This window comes from Nonomuraea sp. NPDC005692, from assembly GCF_040631115.1.
GTDB lineage: Bacteria > Actinomycetota > Actinomycetes > Streptosporangiales > Streptosporangiaceae > Nonomuraea.
The window spans coordinates 51099-71406 of the sequence record NZ_JBEXYU010000003.1 but is presented as its reverse complement, the minus strand read 5'-3'; the positions used below and the strand labels follow the sequence as shown (position 1 = coordinate 71406).

The following is a 20308-nucleotide window of genomic DNA, read 5'->3' as shown; positions in this document are numbered from 1 at the left end:
TTAATCCCTTTTTTCACTGTTTTCCCCCTTTATGGATGAGAAGCCGTTTTCGAGGAGATCGAAGGCCGTCTCGACGTCGTCCGCCAGCAGCCGGCCCGCCTCCTCCAGCGAGCCCCCCGAGGAGAGCCGGTGGAAGAACGTCTCCTGCAGCGTGGTGATCGCGGCGGTGATCTGGGCCGCCATGAGCTGGGCGGTCAGGTCGCCCGCGGGCGCGCCCACGGCCTCGGCCAGCGCCGCGGCCAGCGCGTGCCGCTCCCCCGCGTGGGTCTGCTGGACGGCCGCCAGCAGCGCCGGGGCGGCCGCGATCACCCGGACGCGGGTCAGCAGCCCCTCCACGTCCACCTCCCGCGCGCCCCGGGCGGCCATCGACCGGTAGTGCTCGCGCAGCGCGCCGAGCGGCGAGGCGCCCGGCGCGCGGCCCGCCACGATGGCGGCGGTGTCCTCCGCGACGCCGTCGAGGGCCAGGCACTCCTTGCTGGGGAAGTACGCGAACAGCGTGACCTTCGCGACCCCGGCCGCCTCGGCGATCTCGTTGACCGTCACCGCGTCGTAGCCGCGCTCGGCGAACAGCCGCAGGGCCGTCTCCGCGATGCGCCGCCGGGTCTGCTCCTTCTTGCGCTCCCTGAGCCCCGCCATCATGACTCCACGATAACCGTACCGGGTAAGAATTCAAACCCGGTACGGAAATTATTCCGCGGCGCTCATCGGCGCGCGGGCGGCCAGACCGGCGGTGGCGGCGAGCATGGCGGCGCTGAGCGCGAAGACGCCGAGCACGCCGGTCGCCCCCGCCACCACGCCCGCCACGGCGGGCACCAGCACCTGTCCCAGCCGGTTGCCGGTCAGGCGCAGCGCGAGCGCCGTGCCGCGCTCGCCCGCCCGCGCGCGACCGGCCACCCACGACAGCGTCAGCGGCTGGCCCAGCCCCAGCGCGAACCCCATCAGCGCGACGACCGGCACCGCGGCGGCCGTACCGCACAGCGGCAGCGCGGCGACGGTGACCGCGGCGACGACGGTGCTGGTCACCAGGACGGCGCGGCGGCCGTACCGCAGGACCAGGCGTTCCATGGCGAGCCTGCTCGCCATGGTGGTGGCGGCCCGCAGCGCCAGCAGCGCGCCGACCGCGACCACCCCGGCGCCGCGGCTCTGCCCCCAGGCCGGCAGGTACGCCAGCACCAGGTCGATCGTGGACACGGTGGCCAGGCTCGTGACCAGGGCCTGCCACATGCCCTCCTGGCCGAGCGTGCCCCGCAGCGGGAAACGCCGCACGGCGGCCCGCGCACGCGCCGGGCCCGGCCCGTCGGTCCACAGGCTCGCCAGCCCCGCCACCAGCCCGAACCCGGCCGCCACGACGAGGGCGGGCCCGACGCCGGCAGCACCGCCTGCGTTGCCGCTGGTGGCGAGCGTGCCGCCGGCCACCAGGGCCGCTGCGGACGGCCCGGCGAGCTGGCCGAGCGAGGTGAACACGGTGAAGCGCGCGTAGGCGCGGTCGTGGCCCCCGGCGGCCACCCGGTTGGCGATGACGGCCTGCTGGGCGACGACGGACAGCAGATGCCCGAGCCCGAACAGCGCGTTGAGCAGCACCAGCGCCCACAACGAGCGGGCCTCGGCCAGGGCCAGGGCGCTGCCGGTGATCAGCGCGGCGCCCAGCAGGGCCGCGCCGCGCTCGCCGGAGGCGTCCACCCAGCGGCCCACCGAGACGGCCGCGAAGAGCGGGAGCACCGAGAACCCGGCGGTGATGAGCCCGATGCCGAGGTTGCCCGCGCCGATCTCGATGGCCCGGTAGCTGACCATCGGACGGGCCGCGAACGTCGCCGCCTGCACGCACACCGCCGCCACCATGAGCGGGCCGAACCAGCGGCCCGCCCCGTCCCGGCCGGTCGTCACATCCGGACGACCATGGTGTTGGACACGCGGTCGTGCACCCCGCGGTGGTCACGGTCCCAGATCAGGGCCGGCAGGGCCAGGCCGAGCAGGACGGTGCGCACCAGCACGGGCAGCAGGCGCGGGGCGCCGCCGTCCATGGCGGCGACGCGGACGCCGGCGAGCCGGTGGCCGAACGTCTGGCCCATGAAGCCGACGAGCAGCAGGTACTGGAGCGCGAACACCGCCACGGGCGCCCACGGCGACTCGGCCGGGTTCATCCTGAGCAGCAGCTGCACGACGACCCAGGTGCAGATCATCCAGTCGATCACGAGCGCGGCGATCCTGCGCCCCCACCCGGCGACCGATCCGCTGCCCTCCTCGGGCAGCCCGAGACGCTCACCCGGGTATCCGAGGTCGATCCCGGCGGACCGGATGCCGCCCAGCCAGGTCTGCGTCCACCGAGGCTCGTTGCTGCTCATGCCGTCAACGGTATCCGGCCCCCGGGCCGGTCGGCATCGTGACCCAACCGCGCTCTGCCCTCGCCATCATGGTCGCCATGCCACACGGGGATGACCTTGACGCGCGCTTCAACGAGGTGGTCGCGCAGATCGACGAGAGCGAGCGCCGCAGGATGCGCTCGTCCGCCGCCAAGGGGGCCAGGGAAGGTGTGCCGCGGCAACGCGCGCCACGCCCGCCGCGGCGGGACCGCTTACCCGCCGGCCACATGCCGGTCGACCATCGTCCGCGCCGGCTCGGGCGCATGTCGGTCGCGCTGATCGCGTTGTGCGCGATCGTGGGCGCCGCGGGGGTCGTGATCACCTACCGTCCCGACCTGCTGGGCGCGAACCCGGGCCTGGAGGCCCTGTCCGTGCCCGCGAACCCCGTGGCCGCGGACGATCCCTTCGCCGGCTCGCCCGCCGAGCACTACGCCGACGGCGCCGCGGGCCTCGTGATGCCGGCGGCGAAGGCGCTGGGCGGCCTGTCGAAGGCGGACGTGGCCAAGGGCCTGGAGCGCACCCGCGCCCTGCTGGCGGCCGCCCTGCTCGACCGCGAGACGCTGCTGGGCGGCAGGCCCAAGGCCTTCGCCGGGCTGCTCGACGACGACCAGCGCGAGGAGTTCTCCAAGGAGCTGGGCGGCAAGAAGTACGACAGCCGCCAGATGGTCAACAGCTTCGCCCCCGGCAGCGCCGAGCTCGCCAGCGACGTGGTCAAGATCAACGGCACCGCCCGCCTCGGCACCTTCCGGGAGGACGGGCTGCACGGCGTCAAGGTCGAGGTGAACTACCTGGCCGTCTACGCCGTGCGCCGCCCCGGCGTGCCGGCCACCACCATGCGGCTGGTCTCGCAGCTCACCGGCGAGGTGCAGCTCTACCGCTCGGAAGGCAAGCCGGCCCTGTACGTGGACTGGGGCATGAGCAGCACCCCGGCCGATTGCGACATCGACGACGGGTTCGTCCACCCCGTCTACGAGGACGACGCGCCCGGTACGGTCGCGCCGACAGGCCCGGCCCACGACCCCTACGACCTGGACGACCGGCCGGTTTTCGACGGAGGCTGCGACACGTCCCAGGGGACGTGACCCTGCGTAACACATGCGAAACAATCGAGACACCGTACGGAAACGGCCGCGACCTAGCGTCGGCATGATGGCCAGTCCCTCAGGGAGGTTCGAGAGTGTTCAACTCCGCCGACGACGTCCTGAAGTTCATCAGTGACGAAGGGGTGCAGTTCGTCGATGTCAGGTTCACCGACCTGCCGGGGACGACGCACCACTTCACCTTCCCGGTCGAGAACTTCGGCGCGAACGTCTTCACCGACGGGCTCATGTTCGACGGCTCGTCCATCCGCGGCTTCCAGGCGATCCACGAGTCGGACATGCTGCTGCTGCCCGACCCGTCCAGCGCGGTGCTCGACCCGTTCCGCCAGCACAAGACGCTCAACCTCAACTTCTTCGTGCACGACCCGCTGACCGGCGAGGCCTACAGCCGCGACCCGCGCAACGTGGCGCGCAAAGCCGAGGAGTACCTCAAGGGCACCGGCATCGCCGACACCGCCTACTTCGGCCCCGAGGCCGAGTTCTACATCTTCGACGACGTGCGCTTCGAGACGAAGGCGAACGCCGGCTACTACTACATCGACTCCATCGAGGGCGCCTGGAACACCGGCAAGCGGGCCGAGGGCGGCAACCTGGGCTACAAGCCGCGCTACAAGGGCGGCTACTTCCCGGTCCCGCCGATGGACCACTTCACCGACCTGCGCTCGGAGATGGTGCGCAACCTCATCGAGTGCGGCATCGACGTCGAGATGCAGCACCACGAGGTCGGCACGGCGGGCCAGGCGGAGATCGACTTCAGGTTCGGCACGCTGCTCAAGACGGCCGACAACCTGATGCTCTACAAGTACGTCATCAAGAGCACCGCCCTGGAGTACGGCCACACCGTCACGTTCATGCCCAAGCCGATCTTCGGTGACAACGGCTCCGGCATGCACTGCCACCAGTCGCTGTGGAAGGACGGCTCGCCGCTGTTCTACGACGAGGTCGGCTACGCGGGCCTGTCCGACACCGCCCGCTACTACATCGGCGGCCTGCTGCGGCACGCGCCGTCGCTGCTGGCCTTCACCAACCCGACGGTCAACTCCTACCACCGCCTGGTGCCGGGCTACGAGGCCCCGGTCAACCTGGTCTACTCGCAGCGCAACCGCTCGGCCTGCGTGCGCATCCCGATCACGGGCTCCAACCCGAAGGCCAAGCGCATCGAGTTCCGCGTGCCCGACCCGTCGTGCAACCCGTACTTCGCCTTCTCGGCGATGCTGATGGCGGGGCTCGACGGCATCCGCAACAAGATCGAGCCGCCGGAGCCGGTCGACAAGGACCTCTACGAGCTGCCGCCGGAGGAGGCCCGCCAGGTGCCGCAGGTGCCGGGCTCGCTGCCCGAGGTGCTCGACGCGCTGGAGGCCGACCACGACTACCTGCTCGAAGGCGGCGTGTTCACGCCCGACCTGATCGAGACGTGGGTGTCGTACAAGCGGGAGAACGAGGTCGACCCGATCCGCCTGCGGCCGCACCCGCACGAGTTCGAGCTGTACTACGACGTGTGAGCCCGCGGTTCTTCCACGGGAGAACGCGGAACGGAGGGGGCCCGGCGCCGATGGCGGCACCGGGCCCCTTTTCGCTCACTCCTGCGGGACGGAGCCGCCGCGTAGAGCCGGCCGACCTCCTCGGCGTCGATCGGCTCGCTGCGCGCGCCCGGCCGCTTCCTCGCGGTCGCCCTGTGCGCCAGGACCGACAGGTCCTTGAGCGTGCCGGCGTACTGCCTGTAGGCGTCGAGACGCTGGGCGTCCCATCGTGTGCGCATCTCCCGGTTCCATCGAGCCCTGTCGGCCGCTCGGGTCGTGGCCAGCGTCGCCAGGGCGCCGACGACGACGCCCAGCAGCGCGGGCAACTGGGCAAGCAGCCGGCTCATGGGGAGAGCGTGGCACCCGTTCCGCTCCCCCGCAACGGCCGGTTCCGAGGGATCTGGCGGGCTTCGCCGAACGCGGTTACCTTGATCCCAGATCACGCAACCGGCCATCGGCCGAACGCGCCCGAAGGATCTGGAGGACCGTCATGAGGATCAGACGAGGGCTGTTAGCCGCGGTGCTGGCCGCCGGCGCGCTCTGTCTCGGTTCGACCCCGGCTCACGCCATCCCGCCGCCGCCCCCCGGCGGCGACCTCCTCGTCGTCTTCGCCTACTTCAACGGCGACCAGCTCGTCGGCCAGCGCTGGTTCGGCTGCGGCCAGCCCGCCGGCGAGTGGGGCATCCTGTCGGGCACCCAGAAGGTCTACTTCACGCCCTGCTGAGCCATGAGCGGGGACCGTCCCGTGGTCAGAAGTCGAAGCGGGGCGCCGACGCGGTGAGGATCTCCGACTTCGGCGACACCGGCCACAGGGCGGTCAGCTCGTCGTAGAGGGCCGTGGCCAGGCGTTCGACGTCCGCGCGGGCCGTCTCGTGCAGGGCCTCGGCCACGATGAGCACGTCAGTGGTGGTGTCGCGGACCGCCGACAGGCCGCTCTGCCGGTTGGTCCAGCGGCGCGCGTGCGCCCGGCCGTCCGCGTCGGCGAAGATCACTTCTCCGGCGGCCGGGTGCTCCGTCTCGCCGGAGAAGGTCAGGTACGTCTCCTCGCCCGAGGCGTACCGCACCTCGACGAAGCCGGAGACCCGGGAGACGTCGAACACCGCCACCGGCACGGCGAAGGCGATCGAGACCGCGTTGCACAGGTCGATCAGGGGATGCAGGCGCGGCAGTGCGCCCTCCTTCCTGAATCGGCGCAGCAGCGACTCCGACGCGCACCGGTACTGCGTCGGCTTGAGCCCCATCCGGGTGAACGCCCGCCGCCACGCCTGGATCTCGGGCAGCTCGCTCTCGGGGGCGGCCCGCCGGGCGGCCAGGTCGCAGTAGCGGGCCACCTGGTCGTCGACGCGGGCGGCGGCGTCGACGCCCGCCACGTGGAGCGCGAAGGGCACCAGGTCGGGGAAGTCCCGCCAGATGTCCGCGGAATGCTGGAAACGCACTGTCACCTCGCCGGTCGTCTCTCTCGTGCGCCTCACGATACTGCGGCGGCCTCCTGTCGTCCCCGCGCGGCCTGCCAGGCGCGGGCGGCGACCAGGGCGTAACAGCCGAACATCACCGCCGTCAGGACGGCCGCGGCGAGCAGGGGCCGCCCGACGACGCCCAGCACCGCCACGCCGAGGGTGGCACCGACCTGGCGGGAGGCGTTCAGCACGCCGCCCGCGGTGCCCGCCGTGCCTGCGGGGGCGGCGTTCACCATGCCCGCCATCAGCGCCGGGAACACGAACGACAGCCCGAACCCCATGACCACCAGCCAGGGGGCCAGCACGTCGGTGAACGCCACCCCCGCCAGCCCGGTCGCGAGGAGGGCGAGACCCCCCAGGATCGGCGGACGGGGGCCGTAGCGGGCCACCAGGCGGCCGGTGAGCAGCGGGTTCACCGTCATGGGCAGCGTGAGCGGCAGGAAGGCGAGCCCGGCGGCGACCGGGGACAGGTGGCGGGTGTCCTGGAGAAGGAGGGTGAGCACGAACAGCGCGCCGGAGAAGGCGAAGTTGGCGACCGTCCCGGCCAGCAGCTCCGGCCAGGTGGCGGCGAGCAGGCCGCCGGGCAGGGCGGGGGCGTGGCTGCGGCGCTCCACCAGCACCAGCGCCACCAGGGCGGCCACGGCCAGCGCGGCGGCGAGCGTGGAGGTGTCGATCAGGGCCTCGGCGACCAGGCCGAGCAGCACGCAGGCCAGGGCCTGGACCTGCCAGTCGATGCGCCGCGAGCCGCGCGGGGAGGCGACGTTCCGCATGATCAGCAGGCTGGCCACGGCGAAGGGCACGTTGACCAGGAAGACGGCGCGCCAGCCGGACAGGCCGACCAGGAGGCCGCCGAGCAGGGGGCCGGCGGCCAGCGCCGAGCCGGTGAGCGCCGCCCACAGGCCGGTGGCGCGGGCGCGGGCCGCGGGCGCCGGGAACATCTCGGCGAGCAGCCCGAGCGAGCCGCCCGTGCACAGCGCCGCGGCCACGCCGAGCAGCGCGCGCAGCGCGACCAGTGCGCCGAGGTCCGGCGCCGCCGCGCTGAGCAGCGACAGCGCGCCGAACAACGCCACCCCGGCCTTGAAGACGCGGGCCGCGCCGAACCGGTCGGCCACGGCGCCGGCGGTGAGCAGCGACGCGGCGAAGGCGACGGTGTAGGCGTTGACCGCCCACTGCTGCCCGGCCAGCGAGCCGCCGAGGGAGGCACGCAGGTCCGGCAGCGCGATCGTCAGCACGGTCGTGTCGAGGATCACCAGGAAGTAGGCGAGGGAGAAACCGAACATTCGCATGCCCACAGCCTGCTCAAACGCCGCTTTTCCCCTCAACAGGCGTCGCCGTACGGGGCATTCGGGAAAACCTTATGCTGCTGTATATGGACTTGCGGCAGTTGAGGGGCTTCGTCGCCGTCGCGGGGGCGGGCACCGTCACCGGCGCGGCCAACGTGCTCGGCCTGGCCCCGGCGTCGGTGTCGGAGCAGGTGCGCAGGCTGGAGGACAGCCTCGGCGTGCCGCTGTTCGAGCGCACGCCCCAGGGCATGCGGCTGACCGAGGCCGGCGCCGCGCTGCTCGGCCGCGCGCAGGGCCTGCTCGACCACGCCGAGGAGGTGCGCCGCGCGGTCACCGGCCGGCGCCGCCGGGTGCGCGTCGGCGCGCTGGAGATGCTGGCCGCCGCCCGGCTGCCCGCCGTGCTGCGTCGCCTGTCCGACCGCCGCCCCGACCTGGACGTGGACGTACGCTCCCTGATGCGGCAGGACCTGCTGGCCCAGGTGGCCGCCGGCGACCTGGACGCGGCGCTCCTGCTCGACCTCGGCCCGCGGATCGGCGGCCTCGGGTTCACCCCGCCGCCCGGCATGGACTTCCTCGACGTCGGCGAGGTCGTGCTGTCGCTGGTCGCCGCGCCCGACGGCGAGCGGGAGCCGCTGCTGGTGAGCCCGCCCGGCTGCTCGATCCGGCTCGCGGCCGACCAGACGTTCGGCCCGGACGTGCCGCGCAGGGAGCTGACCAGCATCGCCACCGCCCGCGAGTGGGCCAGGCAGGGCTTCGGGCAGGCCCTGCTGCCGGACTTCGCGCTGGGCGCCGACCTCGACTCCGGCGCGCTGGTCGCGCTCGACTGCCGGGCGCCCGCGCTGGCCCTGCGCCTGGTCTGGCTGCGCGGGCGCGAGGAGTCGCTGCGGGACGTGCTGTACGCCATGAGCGCCTGACCCGGCGGCCCGCTCACTGGTCCTTGCGCCGGGCCTTGATGCCGGTGATGCGGCGGAACACGTCCCACCAGAAGGGGGCGCCGAAGAGCAGGGCCACGTACGTCAGCAGGTAGCCGGGCCAGTGGCTGGGGGTGGTGAGCCGGCTCCACCAGGTGGCGCCGTTCCAGTGGAGCGTGGGGTCGCCCTCGGCCGGGATGGCGATGCTGACCAGCGCGTGCTGGAGCATCTGGACCATCGCGGGCTCGCTGAGCGTCTCGGTGATGCACGGCACGGGGTCGGACTGGCCGCACCGGGCCTTGAGCTCGTCGTAGGCCGCCGGGCCCGCCTCGGCCACGGCGGTCACCGAGGCGCGGAAGGCGTTGTCGCGCAGCAGCGTCTTGCCGTACTCCAGGCCGTCCATGGTGAACAGCAGCGTGACCAGCAGGCCGAGGACGGCCACCACCCATTTGACGTAGCGCTTGTACAACATCGACAGGCGTTCCATCTCGCCGTCGAACCAGGTCTCGACGCCCTGCCTGAACCGGTCGAGGTCGCGCTGCGCGGTCTCCCAGACGCCGCGCAGGTGGCCGTACAGGGGGCTGCCCATCTCCTTGAGCTTGGCCAGGAAGCCCTCGACGCCCCCGGGCTCGGCGGCCGCCATCTCCATCAGGGCGACGGCGAAGCGCCCCGGCGGGATGTTGGCGATGCTCGTCCGGCCCTTCGTCGGGTGGTCGATCTCCTGGACGCGTTCGTACAGCAGCCGGACCATGGCGTCCTGCGCCTTGGGCTCGGCGACCGGCAGCGTGCCGGGCTCGGCGGGCGCGGGCTGGTCGCTGTGGGCGGGCCGGGGATCGCGGGAGAACGGCAGCGCGGCGAACACGTCGCGCACCTTGGCGGGCAGCCACGACCTGCCCTGCGCGTCGGCGCCGTCGAGGGTGTCCCTGAGGTACGCCCACAGGAACTTGCTGCGGATGGCGAGCAGGCGCACGAACGCCTCGTTGACCCCGCTCACCAGCAGTGAGAGCAGCAGGAACGACACGACCAGGCCGAGGGCCAGGTCCACGTAAACGGATAACACCTGCGCCTTGATACACCCCCGCGTGAACCGGGATCAACCCCCGTAGAAGACGCGCTCGACGACCTGGCGGGCGCGGCGGGTGACACGGCGGTAGTCGTCGAGGAAGTCCTCCGAGCCGTCCGGCGGGTAGCCGAGCGTACGGGCGATGAGCCTGCGCTCCCCCGCCTCGGCCGGCACGCTGTCCCCCGGCCTGCCCCGGACCAGCATGATCGCGTCACGGACCCTGGAGGCGAACCGCCACGCCTCGGCCAGCACGCGCTCGTCGTCCGGATCGAGCAGCCCCTCGGCCGCCGCCGCGCGCAGCGCCGCGATGGTACGGGTGGTGCGCAGGGCCGGCACTTCGCCCGCGTGGCAGAGCTGGAGCAGCTGGGCCACCCACTCCACGTCCGACAGCCCGCCGGGGCCGAGCTTGGTGTGCAGGGCGGGGTCGGCGCCGCGCGGCAGCCGCTCGGCCTCCATGCGCGCCTTGAGCCGCCTGATCTCCCTGATCGCGTCCTCGCCCAGCCCGCCGGCCGGGTGGCGCAGCTCGTCGATCATCGAGGTGAACGCGTCGCCGAGGGCGGTGTCGCCGGCCGAGAAGCGGGCGCGCAGCAGCGCCTGCGACTCCCACGGCGACGACCAGCGGGCGTAGTAGGCGCGGTAGGAGGCCAGCGTGCGCACCAGCGGCCCCTGGCGGCCCTCGGGGCGCAGGTCGGGGTCGATGAGCAGCGGCGGGTCGGGCGCGGGCAGCGACAGCAGCCGGCGCAGCTCGTTGGCCACGGCGAAGGCGGCGTCGGCGGCCTCCCGCTCCTCGACGCCGGGCAGCGGCGAGTGCACGAACATCACGTCGGCGTCGCTGGCGTACGAGCACTCCATGCCGCCGAGCCGGCCCATGGCGATGACCGCGAACCTGGTCACGTCCGGGGCCTTGGCCAGCGCGGCGTCGAGCGCGGCCTGGAGGGTCACGTCGGTGAGCGACGACAGGGCCGTGCCGACGGTCTCGATGTCGAGGAGCCCCGAGATGTCGGCGACGGCCGTGCGGAACAGCTCCCTGCGGCGCAGCCCCCGCACGGCCGCCACCGCGGTCTCCGGGTCGCCGGCGTGCCGGGACACCGCGGCCGACGCCTCGCCGCGCAGCGACTCGGGCGGGCGCACGGCCAGCTCCGCGTCGGAGCCGAGCATCGCGACCGCGTCGGGGGCGTGCATGAGCAGGCCGGTGGCGTAGCGGCCGGTGCCGAGCACCCGCGCCATCCGGGCGGCCACCGCCGTCTCGTCGCGCAGCAGCCGCAGGTACCAGGGGGTGCTGCCGAGCTTGTCGCTGACCTGGCGGAAGCCGAGCAGCGCCGCGTCGGGGTCGGGCGTGTCGGCGAACCAGCCGAGCATGACGGGCAGCAGCGTGCGCTGGATGGCCGCGCGCCTGGACACGCCCGTGGACAGCGCCGCGATGTGCCGCAGCGCGCCGTTGGGATCGACGTAGCCGAGCGCCTCCAGCCGGGCCGCCGCCGCGGCCGTGGACAGCCGCGCCTCCGACTCCGGCAGCCGGGCCACCGCCTGGAGCAGCGGCCGGTAGAACAGCTTCTCGTGCAGCCGGCGCGCCTCCATGGCGTGCCGCCGCCACCGGGCGGTGAACTCCCCCACCGGGTCGGCCTGCATGCCGAGGGCGCGGCCGAGTCTGCGCAGGTCGGCCTCGTCGGTGGGCAGCAGGTGCGTCCGCCGCAGCCGGTGGAGCTGCAGCAGGTGCTCGACCTGGCGCAGGAACGCGTACGCCTCGGCGAGCCCGCGCGAGTCGTCGCGGCCGACGTAGCCGCCGCGCGAGAGGGCGGCCAGGGCCGGGAGGGTGCCCCGGCGGCGCAGCAGCGGGTCGAGCCTGCCGTGCACGAGTTGCAGGAGCTGGACGGCGAACTCGATGTCGCGCAGCCCGCCGGGCCCCAGCTTGAGCTGCCGCTCCCCCTCGGCGCGCACGTGCGACTCGACGCGGCGGCGCATGGCCTGCACGTCCTCCACGAAGTGCTCGCGGGTGGCGGCCGTCCAGACCAGGTCGTTGACCGCCTGGACGTAGGACTCGCCGAGCTCCTGGTCGCCCGCCACCGGCCGGGCCTTGAGCAGCGCCTGGAACTCCCAGGTCTTGGCCCAGCGGCGGTAGTAGGCCAGGTGGCTGGCCAGCGTGCGGACCAGCGGGCCGGACCGCCCCTCGGGGCGCAGGCCGGCGTCGACCTCCCACAGCGAGCCCTCCTGGGTGGCCGCCGTGCAGGCCCGCATCATGGCCTGGGCCAGCCTGGTCGCCGAACGCAGCGCCTTGGTCTCGTCGGCGCCCTCGCGCGGCTCGGCGACGAAGATCACGTCGACGTCGCTGATGTAGTTGAGCTCACGCGCGCCGCACTTGCCCATGCCGATGACCGCCAGGCGCGCCTCGGAGTCGTCGACCTCGGCGCGGGCGATGGCGAGGGCGGCCTCCAGCGCCGCGCCGGCCAGGTCGGACAGCTCGGCCATGACCTCCGGGAGCGTGGCCTGCCCGGTGAGGTCGCGGGCGGCCAGGTGCATGAGCCGGCCCCGGTAGGCCACCCGCAGCGCCACCAGCGGGTCGGGGGCGCCGGCGCGCGGCTCGGGCTCGCCGGGCTCGGCGCCGACGGCGTGCAGCAGCGCGGCGCGCGCCTCGCCCAGCTCGGGCTCGGCCAGCAGGGCCGCCTGACCGGGGTGGCGGACCAGGTGCTCGCCGAGCGCGGCGCTGACGCCGAGCACGGCGAACAGGCGCGCCCTGAGCCGCTCGTCCGCGCGCACCGCGGCCAGGACGGCCGGCTCGCGCTCGGCCAGGCGGATCAGCGAGACCAGGGCCAGGTCGGGATCGGCCACGGCGACCAGGAACTCCAGGAGGTCGTCGAGATCGGCCGGGGTGCGGTCGAGCAGCTGCGCGGCTCTGGCACCGTCGGCGAAGCCGAGCTTGGCGAGGCGTGCGGCGGTCGATTCGATCCTGGGCACCTGCTCATCTTGACAGGTGACGTCCGGAAAGCCGTAGAGTACAACGCAACGTAGCGTTGCGTTTTGCTGAGGAGGGGACGACATGAGCCGGATGCCCGCGGCGGTGACCTGGGGATTGCTGGCGGCCTGGGCCGTGCACGACGCCGAGGAGCTGGCGACCATGGCGGGATGGGCGCGGCGGGCCCGTCCCCGGCTGGAGCGGATGTACCCGGGGGTGCCGTGGGAGCGGCTGGAGGTGTCGCAGGCGCGGGTGAACGTGGCGATCGGGCTGATGGGCGGCGTGGTGGCGGGCGCCGCGGCGCTGGGGGCGCGCAGCGGCGGGCGCAGCCCGGTGTTCCAAGCGGTGTTGGCCGGGTTCGGGCTGCACGGGGTCGTCCACCTGGCGCAGGCGGTCGCCACGCGGGGGTACACGCCGGGGGTGGTGACGGCGCCGCTGGTGGTGATCCCGTTCTCGGCGTGGGCGTGGCGGCGGTTGCGGCGGGCGGGGGTGGTGGCGGCGCCGGGGCGGTCGACCGCGTTCGGGCTCGCGGCGCTGCCGCTGACGGTGGGGGGCGTGCACGCGGCCGCCCACCTGCTCACCCGCCGCCACGAGCGGGCCGCCGAGTCCTCGGCCACGGACGGCCTCGGCCGCGACCGCTGGTTCTGACCCGCACCGACATCTCCCCCCCGGCCCCCGAGCCGAGCTGAGCGGTCAGGCCGGGCGGGAGGTTCGTGGGCGGGCGTCAGGCCGGGTGGGAGGCTTCGACCACCTGGGCGAACGCCTCGGCGACCGGGCGCCAGGTCGCGACCAGGGCGGGCGCGGCGGCCCTGACGGCGGCGTTCAGGTCTTCGGCCGACTCCAGGTCCGACTCCTCCGTCCAGGAGGTGAAGATCTCCGGGGTGGCCTCGGGGTGGAACTGCACCGCCCAGGCGCGCTCGCCGACCCGGTAGGCCTGGTTCGGGTACTGGACGCCGGTCATCAGCGGCACCGCGCCCGCCGGCAGCCGCGTCATGGCGTCCTGGTGGTACTGGACGGCGGTGGCCCTGGCCGGGACGCCGGACAGCAGCCGGTCGGAGGCGGCGGCGGGCAGCGCGACCACCTCGCACGCCCCCACCTCCAGGCCGTTCCCGCCGCGCTCGACCGTGCCGCCGAGTGCCAGGGTGAGAAGCTGGGCGCCCAGGCAGATGCCGAGCGTGGGCGTGCCCTCCTCCACGGCACGGCGCAGCAGGGCTCGGGTGGCGGGCTGCCAGGGGCTGCGCTCGTCCTCCCAGGCGGCCGCGGCGCCGCCGAGTACGATCAGGCCGTCGGCGGCCCGTCCCGGCACCGGCTCGCCCCGGTACGGCCGGACGACGTCGCAGGTCAGGCCCAGCCAGTCCGCCAGGTAGCCGAGCCCGGCGCCGGCCTCGTGCTCGATCACGGTGATGCGCATAGCGGGTAATTTATCCGCATTTTTTGGTGAAAGCGCCCTTACGTCCGTCATGCGAAGTGCCCGCGCACGGGCGGTGACGCCCGGCCCCGGACGGCATCCCTAGGATCCGGCTATGAGATTCGACGAAGTGGGCGGGCTCCGCGTCGCCACGTTCGGCACCGGCCCCCGCAAGGTCATCGCGGTCCACGGCATCAGCGCCTCGCTGATGGCCTGGGGCGCGGTCGGGCGGCGGCTGCCCGAGGAGTGGTCGCTGATCGCGATGGACCTGCGCGGCCGCGGTCACAGCGCCTCCCTGCCCGGCCCGTACGGGCTGCCCCGGCACGCCGAGGACGTCCTGCGCGTCGCCGAGCACGTCGGCGCGGGCCCGGACGCGGTGCTGACCGGCCATTCGATGGGCGCGTACGTGGCCGTGCTGGCCGGGGCCGAGCGCGCCTTCGAACGGGTCGTCCTGGTGGACGGCGGCCTCCCGCTCCCCCTGCCCGAGGGCGAGGACCCCGACGCCGCGCTGGCGGCCACGCTCGGCCCCGCGCTCGCCCGGTTGCGTCAGACGTTCGCCTCCCCGGAGGAGTACGTGGACTTCTTCAAGGCCCATCCGGCCTTCGTCGGCCACTGGAGCCCCGACGTGGAGGCGTACGTGCGTTACGACCTGGCCGGTCCCGAGGGCGCGATGCGCTCACGAGCGGTCGGTGAGGCCGTGATGGCGGACGGGCGCTGGATGCGTACCGAGACCGCCGGGATCGGCGCCGCGCTGGCCGAGATCAAGGCGCCGACCTACCTGCTCCGGGCCCCGCGCGGCCTGCTGAACCAGGACACCGGCATGCTCCCCGACGAGGTCGCCCGGACCTGGACGGCCCGCGTGCCCGGCCTGCGCGACGAGGTCGTGCCCGACTGCAACCACTACACGATCCTGTTCGACGAGCAGCCGGTGACGACCGTCCTGGAACGGATCACCGGGCCCTGACCCTGGACATGACAACGGCCCCCGAGCCGAGCTCGGGGGCCGTTGTTCTGAGCAGGTCAGCGTGGAGCGATCCACGTGGCGCGGGCGGCGGCCACCAGGGTCCCGTCGTCCTCGTAGATGCCGCTCTCGCCGTACATCTTGCGGCCGTCGCGGCCGGTCGGACGGGCCACCACGGAGTAGCGGCCACCCGGCAGCACCGGGCCGTTGATCTGCACGACCAGGCGGCCGAGCAGGGCCGACTCACCGGGGCCGAAGTGCGCCCAGCCGGTGATGCAGTCGAGCACCGCGCCCACGATCGAGGCGGGCACGCCGTCCTCACCGCTCACCGTGAACGGCACCCGCCACCCGGCGGCGACCAGGTCGGAGCCCTCCACCGGGCCGGGGAAGATGCGCAGGCCGTCGCCCGGCTCGCGCAGGCCGCAGGCGAAGCACTCGGCGAACGGGTGAGCCTGCAGGCCGACGAACCCGGCCTCGGCGCGGGCGGCGTCGGTGAACGGCACGAACCCGGGCCCGGCCAGGGTCTCGGCGACGGGGATGGCCTCGACCAGGACCTTGTCGCCGTCGGACAGCGAGACGCTGTTGGCGACGTGCTCCAGGCGCAGCTCGGTCTCCAGGGGCGTGGGCGCGTGCAGCGTGACCTCGACCGCTGATCGGCCGCCGTTCAGCGCCTCTGCCATGGTGCCCGCGATCCAGCCGCCGTTGGCGACTCCCACCGGGCCCCGGAAACGCTCGGGAACGGTCAACACGGTCTGCAGGGCAGCCGTCGTCATGCCACACCCTCCAATATCGCCCCACAAGGCGAGAAGTCCGGAAATATCGTAAAGAGTAGGCCGATTTTACTGGACTCCCGGATTACCACGATGCTGGGGGTCCCTGAACGACGGCCGACTCATGCCATAACGCCACAGGCGTGGCCGAAACTTCCCCGGCCGCCCCCTGCCGTCCCCTCCCAGGGTCGGCGCCGTCCATGGCACGGATGTGACTCGGGGGTGAGGAACAACGAAAATCGGCCCCAACCCGGAGCCGTATCTGTATCCGGGGTGAGACCGATCAAGGCGTCGGCAGTACCTTATCCCGTGATTTCCCCGCCCCGGGCCCATTCCCGGTGAATCCCGTCGGACCGTTCCGGCGGCCGGGCCCGCCCGCCGTGTGCCGCCGCGCCCTATGCTGGCGCGCACAGGGGTCGAAGCGAATCCGATCGGGCGGGGTGGGTCTGTGCAGCGGGCGACGTTACGCTTTCCGCCCGGGTCGCTGGTCATCCTGACCGGGCTGCCCGGCGCCGGCAAGACCACGCTGCTGCGCCGCCTCTACGGCCTCCACGGCGCCGAGAGCGCGCCCGTCGCCGCCGACGCGGTCGTGGTGATCGACTCGGGGCAGTCCCGCCTGCGCTGGGACGGCCGCATTCCCTGGGCCCCCCGTCCGGTGCGCCGCGCCGTGGTGTTCGCCACCCACCTGAGCCGCATCAGCCGGGCGCTGGCCGGCGGGCGGGCGGTCCTCGCTCACAACCGGGGCTGCGCCACGTACGTGCTGAAGGGGTTCGCCTGGCTGGCCCGCAGGCAGCGGGCGAGCTTCCACCTGCTGCTGCTCGACGCGCCGCCGGAGGCGGCGGTCGCCGGGCAGCACGCCAGGGGCCGGGTGGTCGCGCCCCGCACGTTCGCCCGCCACCGCCGCCGCTGGGAGAGCCTGCTGGCACGGGTGACCGGCGGCGACCCGGCCCCGGCCGTCAGCGCGCACGTGCTCACCCGCGCCGAGGCCGACCTGCTGACGCACATCGTCTTCGACAGCGCCGACCGCGCCCCCGCCGACTGACGGCGTCCCGAGGGGAACATGGACGCACGAGGAAGGACCCCGCCATGAAGCAGTACCTGCTCACCCTGTTCGAGCCCGACGGCCCGCCGCCCGAGCCCGCGGTCCTGGAGCCGATCATGCGTGACATCGGCGCGGTCGAGGCGGAGATGCGCGCGGCCGGCGTGTGGGTCTTCTCCGGCGGCCTGGCCCCGGCCGAGCAGGCGTCGGTGATCCGGATGCGCGCGGACGAGACGTTCACCACCGACGGCCCCTACACCGAGGGCAAGGAGCACGTCGGCGGGTTCACCGTCATCCGGGCCCCCGACCTGGACGGCGCGCTGGAGTGGGGGCGCCGGCTCGCGCGCGCCGTGGGCGTGCTGCCGGTCGAGGTGCGCGAGTTCAAGGGCTGAACCGGGCGGGTCTCCCCGCCCGGCCTCACAACACCGGCAGGTAGCGGCCCAGCTCGAACTCGGTGACCGTACGGCGGTACTCGCGCCACTCGGCCCGCTTGTTGCGCAGGAAGAAGTCGAAGACGTGCTCGCCCAGCGTCTCGGCCACCAGCTCGCTGCGCTCCATGACGGCGATGGCCTCGTCGAGCGAGCCGGGCAGCGGCTGGATGCCCAAGGCCCGGCGCTCGGCGCTGGTCAGGGTCCAGACGTTGTCCTCGGCGGCCGGCGGCAGCTCGTAGCCCTCCTCGATGCCCTTGAGCCCGGCGGCCAGCACCAGCGCGAAGGCCAGGTACGGGTTGCACGCCGAGTCGAGTGAGCGGAACTCGATGCGGGTCGAGCCGCCCTTGTGCGGCTTGTACATGGGCACCCGGACCAGCGCCGAGCGGTTGTTGTGCCCCCAGCACACGTAGGAGGGGGCCTCGCCGCCCTGCCCCGCGATGGCCTCGGCGCCGCCCCACAGCCGCTTGTAGGAGTTGACCCACTGGTTGGTGATGGCGGTGATCTCGGCGGCGTGCCGCAGCAGGCCCGCGATGAACGAGCGCCCGATCTTCGACAGCCGGTAGTCGGTGCCCGCCTCGTGGAAGGCGTTGCGGTCGCCCTCGAACAGCGACATGTGCGTGTGCATGCCCGAGCCCGGGTGCTCGGTGAACGGCTTGGGCATGAACGAGGCCCAGATGCCCTGCTCCAGGGCGACCTCCTTCATGATCAGCCGGAACGTCATGATGTTGTCGGCCGTGGTGAGCGCGTCGGCGTAGCGCAGGTCGATCTCCTGCTGGCCGGGGGCGCCCTCGTGGTGGCTGAACTCGACGGAGATGCCCATCGACTCCAGCATCATGATCGCCTGGCGCCGGAAGTCGTGGCCGGAGCTGTGGGGCGTGTGGTCGAAGTAGCCGCCGGAGTCGATCGGCTCGGGCCGCTGCCCGGCCTCGGGACGGTTCTTCAGCAGGAAGAACTCGATCTCGGGGTGGGTGTAGAAGGTGAACCCCATGTCGGCGCACTTGGCGAGCGTGCGCTTGAGCACCCAGCGCGGGTCGGCGTGCGACGGGGTGCCGTCGGGCATCAGGATGTCGCAGAAGATGCGCGCCGCGCCCGGCGTCTCGCTGCGCCAGGGCAGGATCTGGAACGTCGAGGGGTCGGGCTTGGCCAGCATGTCGGACTCGTAGACGCGGGCGAAGCCCTCGATCGCCGAGCCGTCGAAGCCGATGCCCTCGGAGAAGGCGCCTTCCAGCTCGGCGGGCGCGATCGCGACGGACTTGAGGAAGCCGAGGACGTCGGTGAACCAGAGCCGGATGAACCGGATGTCGCGTTCCTCTAGCGTGCGGAGCACGAACTCCTGCTGGCGGTCCAAGGCGTCCCCTCGTTGAAGACAGTGCGGGTCTTGTATCAGCATGCCGTGCCCGTGTTTCGCACACGTTACGGGGGGCGCCGGTGCGAGCCTCACTGACAAAGGGGCCGCCCAGATCTACTGTGATCACGCAGTTAGTCTCGGGGGAGGCATTGGTGGCTATCGACCTGCTCAATCACAAGCTCGATCGGGCGTTCGACCACATCGACGCGAACGGCAACGGCGTCGTCGAGCGGGAGGACCTGCTGGGGCTGGGCGCGCGCCTGCTGGTGGGTTTCGGGGAGTCCCCCACCTCGGTCACCGGCAACCGGCTCGTCGGCAGCTTCGACGGCATCTGGTCGACGTTGTCGCGGGCGCTCGACCGCGACGGCGAATCCGGCATCGCGCGTACGGACTTCCGCGGCGGGATGACGGCGGCGTTCGTCACCGGCGACCGGTACGGGCCGGTCTTCCGGCCGGCGACGGTGGCGGTGGCCCAGCTCTGCGACGGCGACGGCGACGGCCTGATCCGGCCGGGCGAGTTCCGTACGATGCTGAGCGCGTTCGGCACCGCCTACGACGACGTGGACGAGGCGTTCGACCGGCTCGACCGCGAGGGCAGAGGCGCGCTCACCGTAGAGGAGCTGATCCGCGCGGCCGAGGACTACTACCGCAGCTCAGACCCGAACGCCGCGGGCAACTGGCTTTACGGTCCGCTGTGAACACGGCCGTGAGCACCACCGTGTTCGCCACGGTGCGCACCGCGCTCCGCTCGGTCCTGCACTGGAAGCCGATGTTGCCGCTGCCGCGCAAGGGCGGCTCGCCCGCGCTGGCGCTGCTGCCGCTCGTCGAGCGGGTACCGGCGATGGGGGCGCCCTGCCGGATGCACCCGGCCGTGTACGCCATCGAGGCCGCGGTCATCGACTGGGCCAGGCGGACGGGCCTGCGCGCCGACGCCGGGGTGGGCTTCCACCGGATGGCCGGGCGCGCGTTCGCCGAGTTCGACGCGGCCGCGGCGGCGCTGTTCGCCCAGTGGCTGACCTGGCTGTTCCACCTCGACGACGAGCTGGACGAGGGGTCGTGCCCGCTGGACATCTTCGGCGGCATGCTCAAGGGCGCGGCCCGGCATCCGCTGGAGGCGGCCTTCGCCGACCTGTGGCGGGTGACCAGCGCGCGGATGAGCGACCAGTGGCGGGCCCGCTTCGCGGTCAACCTGCGCCGCCAGGCCGACGCGTGCCGCACCGAGGCCGACAACCGGGCCGCCGGGCGCATGCCGACGCTGGAGGAGTACCCGGCCCTGCGCAGGGGCACCGTGGGCCCCTACCTGTACGACCTGGTGGAGCCGTGCCTGCGGGTCGAGGTGCCGGCCTGGATGGTCCAGTGCGAGCCCTGGCGGGAGCTGGTGGACGCCTGCAGCGACGTCACGGCCTGGTGCAACGACGTCGCCTCGCGGCCCAAGGAGCGCGGCGACGTGCACAACCTGGTCGTGCTGGCGGTCCGGCAGCTCGGGCTGGGCGAGCGCGAGGCCGTGGCGTGGGTGCTCGACCGGATCGCCGGGCGCTGCCAGGACATGAACCGGGCGGCCAGGCGGCTGCCGCTCGACGACCTGCCGCCCAAGGCGGCCAGGGACGTCAGCAAGGTCGCCTGCGCCTACCTGGCCGCGCCGCGCGCCCACCTGGACTGGCTGCTGGAGTCGTCCCGGTACGCCTGAGGCCGGTCAGCGGGAGCCGG

At 73.3% G+C, this 20308-nt stretch carries 21 protein-coding genes; 10 read left to right on the top strand and 11 right to left on the bottom strand.

Annotated elements, in window-relative coordinates; genetic code table 11:
• Genes ABZ459_RS08560 through ABZ459_RS08550 form a run of 3 tightly spaced genes read right to left on the bottom strand, consistent with a single transcriptional unit; the run spans position 1 to position 2342 of the window.
• Entirely contained in the window at positions 1-639 is a 639-nt protein-coding gene (locus ABZ459_RS08560) for a helix-turn-helix domain-containing protein (protein WP_357967611.1), read from the bottom strand.
• Between the two features lie 48 nt (positions 640-687).
• A complete protein-coding gene (locus ABZ459_RS08555; protein WP_357967609.1) occupies positions 688-1884 on the bottom strand; it encodes an MFS transporter in 1197 nt (398 codons plus the stop codon).
• Positions 1881-2342: an RDD family protein gene (locus ABZ459_RS08550; RefSeq protein ID WP_357967607.1), complete on the bottom strand. Its 462-nt coding sequence runs from the start codon at positions 2340-2342 to the stop codon at positions 1881-1883. Before ABZ459_RS08550 ends, ABZ459_RS08555 begins: the two co-directional genes overlap by 4 nt.
• A gap of 77 nt (positions 2343-2419) precedes the next feature.
• Here ABZ459_RS08550 and ABZ459_RS08545 point away from each other — a divergent pair, with 77 nt between their 5' ends.
• Positions 2420-3442 (top strand): hypothetical protein, encoded by a 1023-nt coding sequence (locus tag ABZ459_RS08545; RefSeq protein WP_357967606.1) that lies wholly within the window; start codon positions 2420-2422, stop codon positions 3440-3442.
• 95 nt (positions 3443-3537) lie between these two features.
• Positions 3538-4962 (top strand): type I glutamate--ammonia ligase, encoded by a 1425-nt coding sequence (gene glnA, locus ABZ459_RS08540; protein WP_357967604.1) that lies wholly within the window; start codon positions 3538-3540, stop codon positions 4960-4962.
• On the opposite strand, the gene ABZ459_RS08535 is transcribed toward glnA (ABZ459_RS08540), so the two are convergent.
• Positions 4950-5327, bottom strand: coding sequence for a hypothetical protein (locus ABZ459_RS08535; protein WP_357967603.1), 378 nt, complete (start codon positions 5325-5327; stop codon positions 4950-4952). The two genes, glnA (ABZ459_RS08540) and ABZ459_RS08535, sit on opposite strands and share 13 nt — an antisense overlap.
• Before the next feature lie 143 nt (positions 5328-5470).
• Here ABZ459_RS08535 and ABZ459_RS08530 point away from each other — a divergent pair, with 143 nt between their 5' ends.
• On the top strand, positions 5471-5704 hold the full coding sequence (locus tag ABZ459_RS08530) for a hypothetical protein (protein WP_357967601.1): 234 nt from the start codon (positions 5471-5473) through the stop codon (positions 5702-5704).
• A gap of 25 nt (positions 5705-5729) precedes the next feature.
• Here the strand turns inward: ABZ459_RS08530 and ABZ459_RS08525 are convergent, their stop codons facing one another.
• Both ABZ459_RS08525 and ABZ459_RS08520 read right to left on the bottom strand, forming a co-directional pair.
• On the bottom strand, positions 5730-6452 hold the full coding sequence (locus ABZ459_RS08525; protein ID WP_357967599.1) for a phenylalanine--tRNA ligase beta subunit-related protein: 723 nt from the start codon (positions 6450-6452) through the stop codon (positions 5730-5732).
• Positions 6449-7723 carry an MFS transporter gene (locus ABZ459_RS08520; protein ID WP_357967597.1) on the bottom strand — a complete coding sequence of 425 codons (1275 nt, stop codon included), beginning with the start codon at positions 7721-7723 and terminating at the stop codon, positions 6449-6451. The genes ABZ459_RS08525 and ABZ459_RS08520 overlap by 4 nt, the downstream gene beginning before the upstream one ends.
• A gap of 83 nt (positions 7724-7806) precedes the next feature.
• On the opposite strand from ABZ459_RS08520, the gene ABZ459_RS08515 reads away from it, so the two are divergent.
• Complete coding sequence (locus ABZ459_RS08515; RefSeq protein ID WP_357967594.1) at positions 7807-8634, top strand: LysR family transcriptional regulator; 828 nt, start codon at positions 7807-7809, stop codon at positions 8632-8634.
• Between the two features lie 13 nt (positions 8635-8647).
• Here the strand turns inward: ABZ459_RS08515 and ABZ459_RS08510 are convergent, their stop codons facing one another.
• Both ABZ459_RS08510 and ABZ459_RS08505 read right to left on the bottom strand, forming a co-directional pair.
• A complete protein-coding gene (locus ABZ459_RS08510; RefSeq protein ID WP_357967592.1) occupies positions 8648-9691 on the bottom strand; it encodes a hypothetical protein in 1044 nt (347 codons plus the stop codon).
• A 33-nt stretch (positions 9692-9724) separates the two neighbouring features.
• Entirely contained in the window at positions 9725-12646 is a 2922-nt protein-coding gene (locus ABZ459_RS08505; RefSeq protein ID WP_357967589.1) for a bifunctional [glutamine synthetase] adenylyltransferase/[glutamine synthetase]-adenylyl-L-tyrosine phosphorylase, read from the bottom strand.
• 82 nt (positions 12647-12728) lie between these two features.
• Here ABZ459_RS08505 and ABZ459_RS08500 point away from each other — a divergent pair, with 82 nt between their 5' ends.
• The gene (locus ABZ459_RS08500; protein ID WP_357967587.1) at positions 12729-13292 is read left to right on the top strand and encodes an HXXEE domain-containing protein; all 564 of its coding nucleotides are present in this window, start codon (positions 12729-12731) and stop codon (positions 13290-13292) included.
• Between the two features lie 76 nt (positions 13293-13368).
• Here ABZ459_RS08500 and ABZ459_RS08495 read toward each other — a convergent pair whose 3' ends face one another.
• Complete coding sequence (locus ABZ459_RS08495) at positions 13369-14055, bottom strand: type 1 glutamine amidotransferase (protein WP_357967585.1); 687 nt, start codon at positions 14053-14055, stop codon at positions 13369-13371.
• 112 nt (positions 14056-14167) lie between these two features.
• Here ABZ459_RS08495 and ABZ459_RS08490 point away from each other — a divergent pair, with 112 nt between their 5' ends.
• Entirely contained in the window at positions 14168-15016 is an 849-nt protein-coding gene (locus ABZ459_RS08490) for an alpha/beta hydrolase (protein WP_357967583.1), read from the top strand.
• A 56-nt stretch (positions 15017-15072) separates the two neighbouring features.
• Here the strand turns inward: ABZ459_RS08490 and ABZ459_RS08485 are convergent, their stop codons facing one another.
• Positions 15073-15786, bottom strand: a complete 714-nt coding sequence (locus ABZ459_RS08485) for a hotdog fold domain-containing protein (protein WP_357967580.1) — start codon at positions 15784-15786, stop codon at positions 15073-15075.
• A 445-nt stretch (positions 15787-16231) separates the two neighbouring features.
• On the opposite strand from ABZ459_RS08485, the gene ABZ459_RS08480 reads away from it, so the two are divergent.
• Together ABZ459_RS08480 and ABZ459_RS08475 are read left to right on the top strand one after the other, a co-directional pair.
• A complete protein-coding gene (locus tag ABZ459_RS08480; RefSeq protein WP_357967578.1) occupies positions 16232-16825 on the top strand; it encodes an AAA family ATPase in 594 nt (197 codons plus the stop codon).
• Positions 16826-16869: 44 nt separating this feature from the next.
• Entirely contained in the window at positions 16870-17214 is a 345-nt protein-coding gene (locus tag ABZ459_RS08475) for a YciI family protein (RefSeq protein ID WP_357967576.1), read from the top strand.
• A gap of 25 nt (positions 17215-17239) precedes the next feature.
• Here ABZ459_RS08475 and glnA (ABZ459_RS08470) read toward each other — a convergent pair whose 3' ends face one another.
• Positions 17240-18601, bottom strand: a complete 1362-nt coding sequence (gene glnA, locus ABZ459_RS08470; RefSeq protein ID WP_357967573.1) for a type I glutamate--ammonia ligase — start codon at positions 18599-18601, stop codon at positions 17240-17242.
• Positions 18602-18753: 152 nt separating this feature from the next.
• Between glnA (ABZ459_RS08470) and ABZ459_RS08465 the strand changes: the two genes are divergently transcribed.
• A complete protein-coding gene (locus ABZ459_RS08465; RefSeq protein ID WP_357967570.1) occupies positions 18754-19299 on the top strand; it encodes an EF-hand domain-containing protein in 546 nt (181 codons plus the stop codon).
• A gap of 8 nt (positions 19300-19307) precedes the next feature.
• On the top strand, positions 19308-20288 hold the full coding sequence (locus ABZ459_RS08460) for a terpene synthase family protein (protein ID WP_357967567.1): 981 nt from the start codon (positions 19308-19310) through the stop codon (positions 20286-20288).
• The last annotated feature ends 20 nt before the right edge of the window (positions 20289-20308 follow it).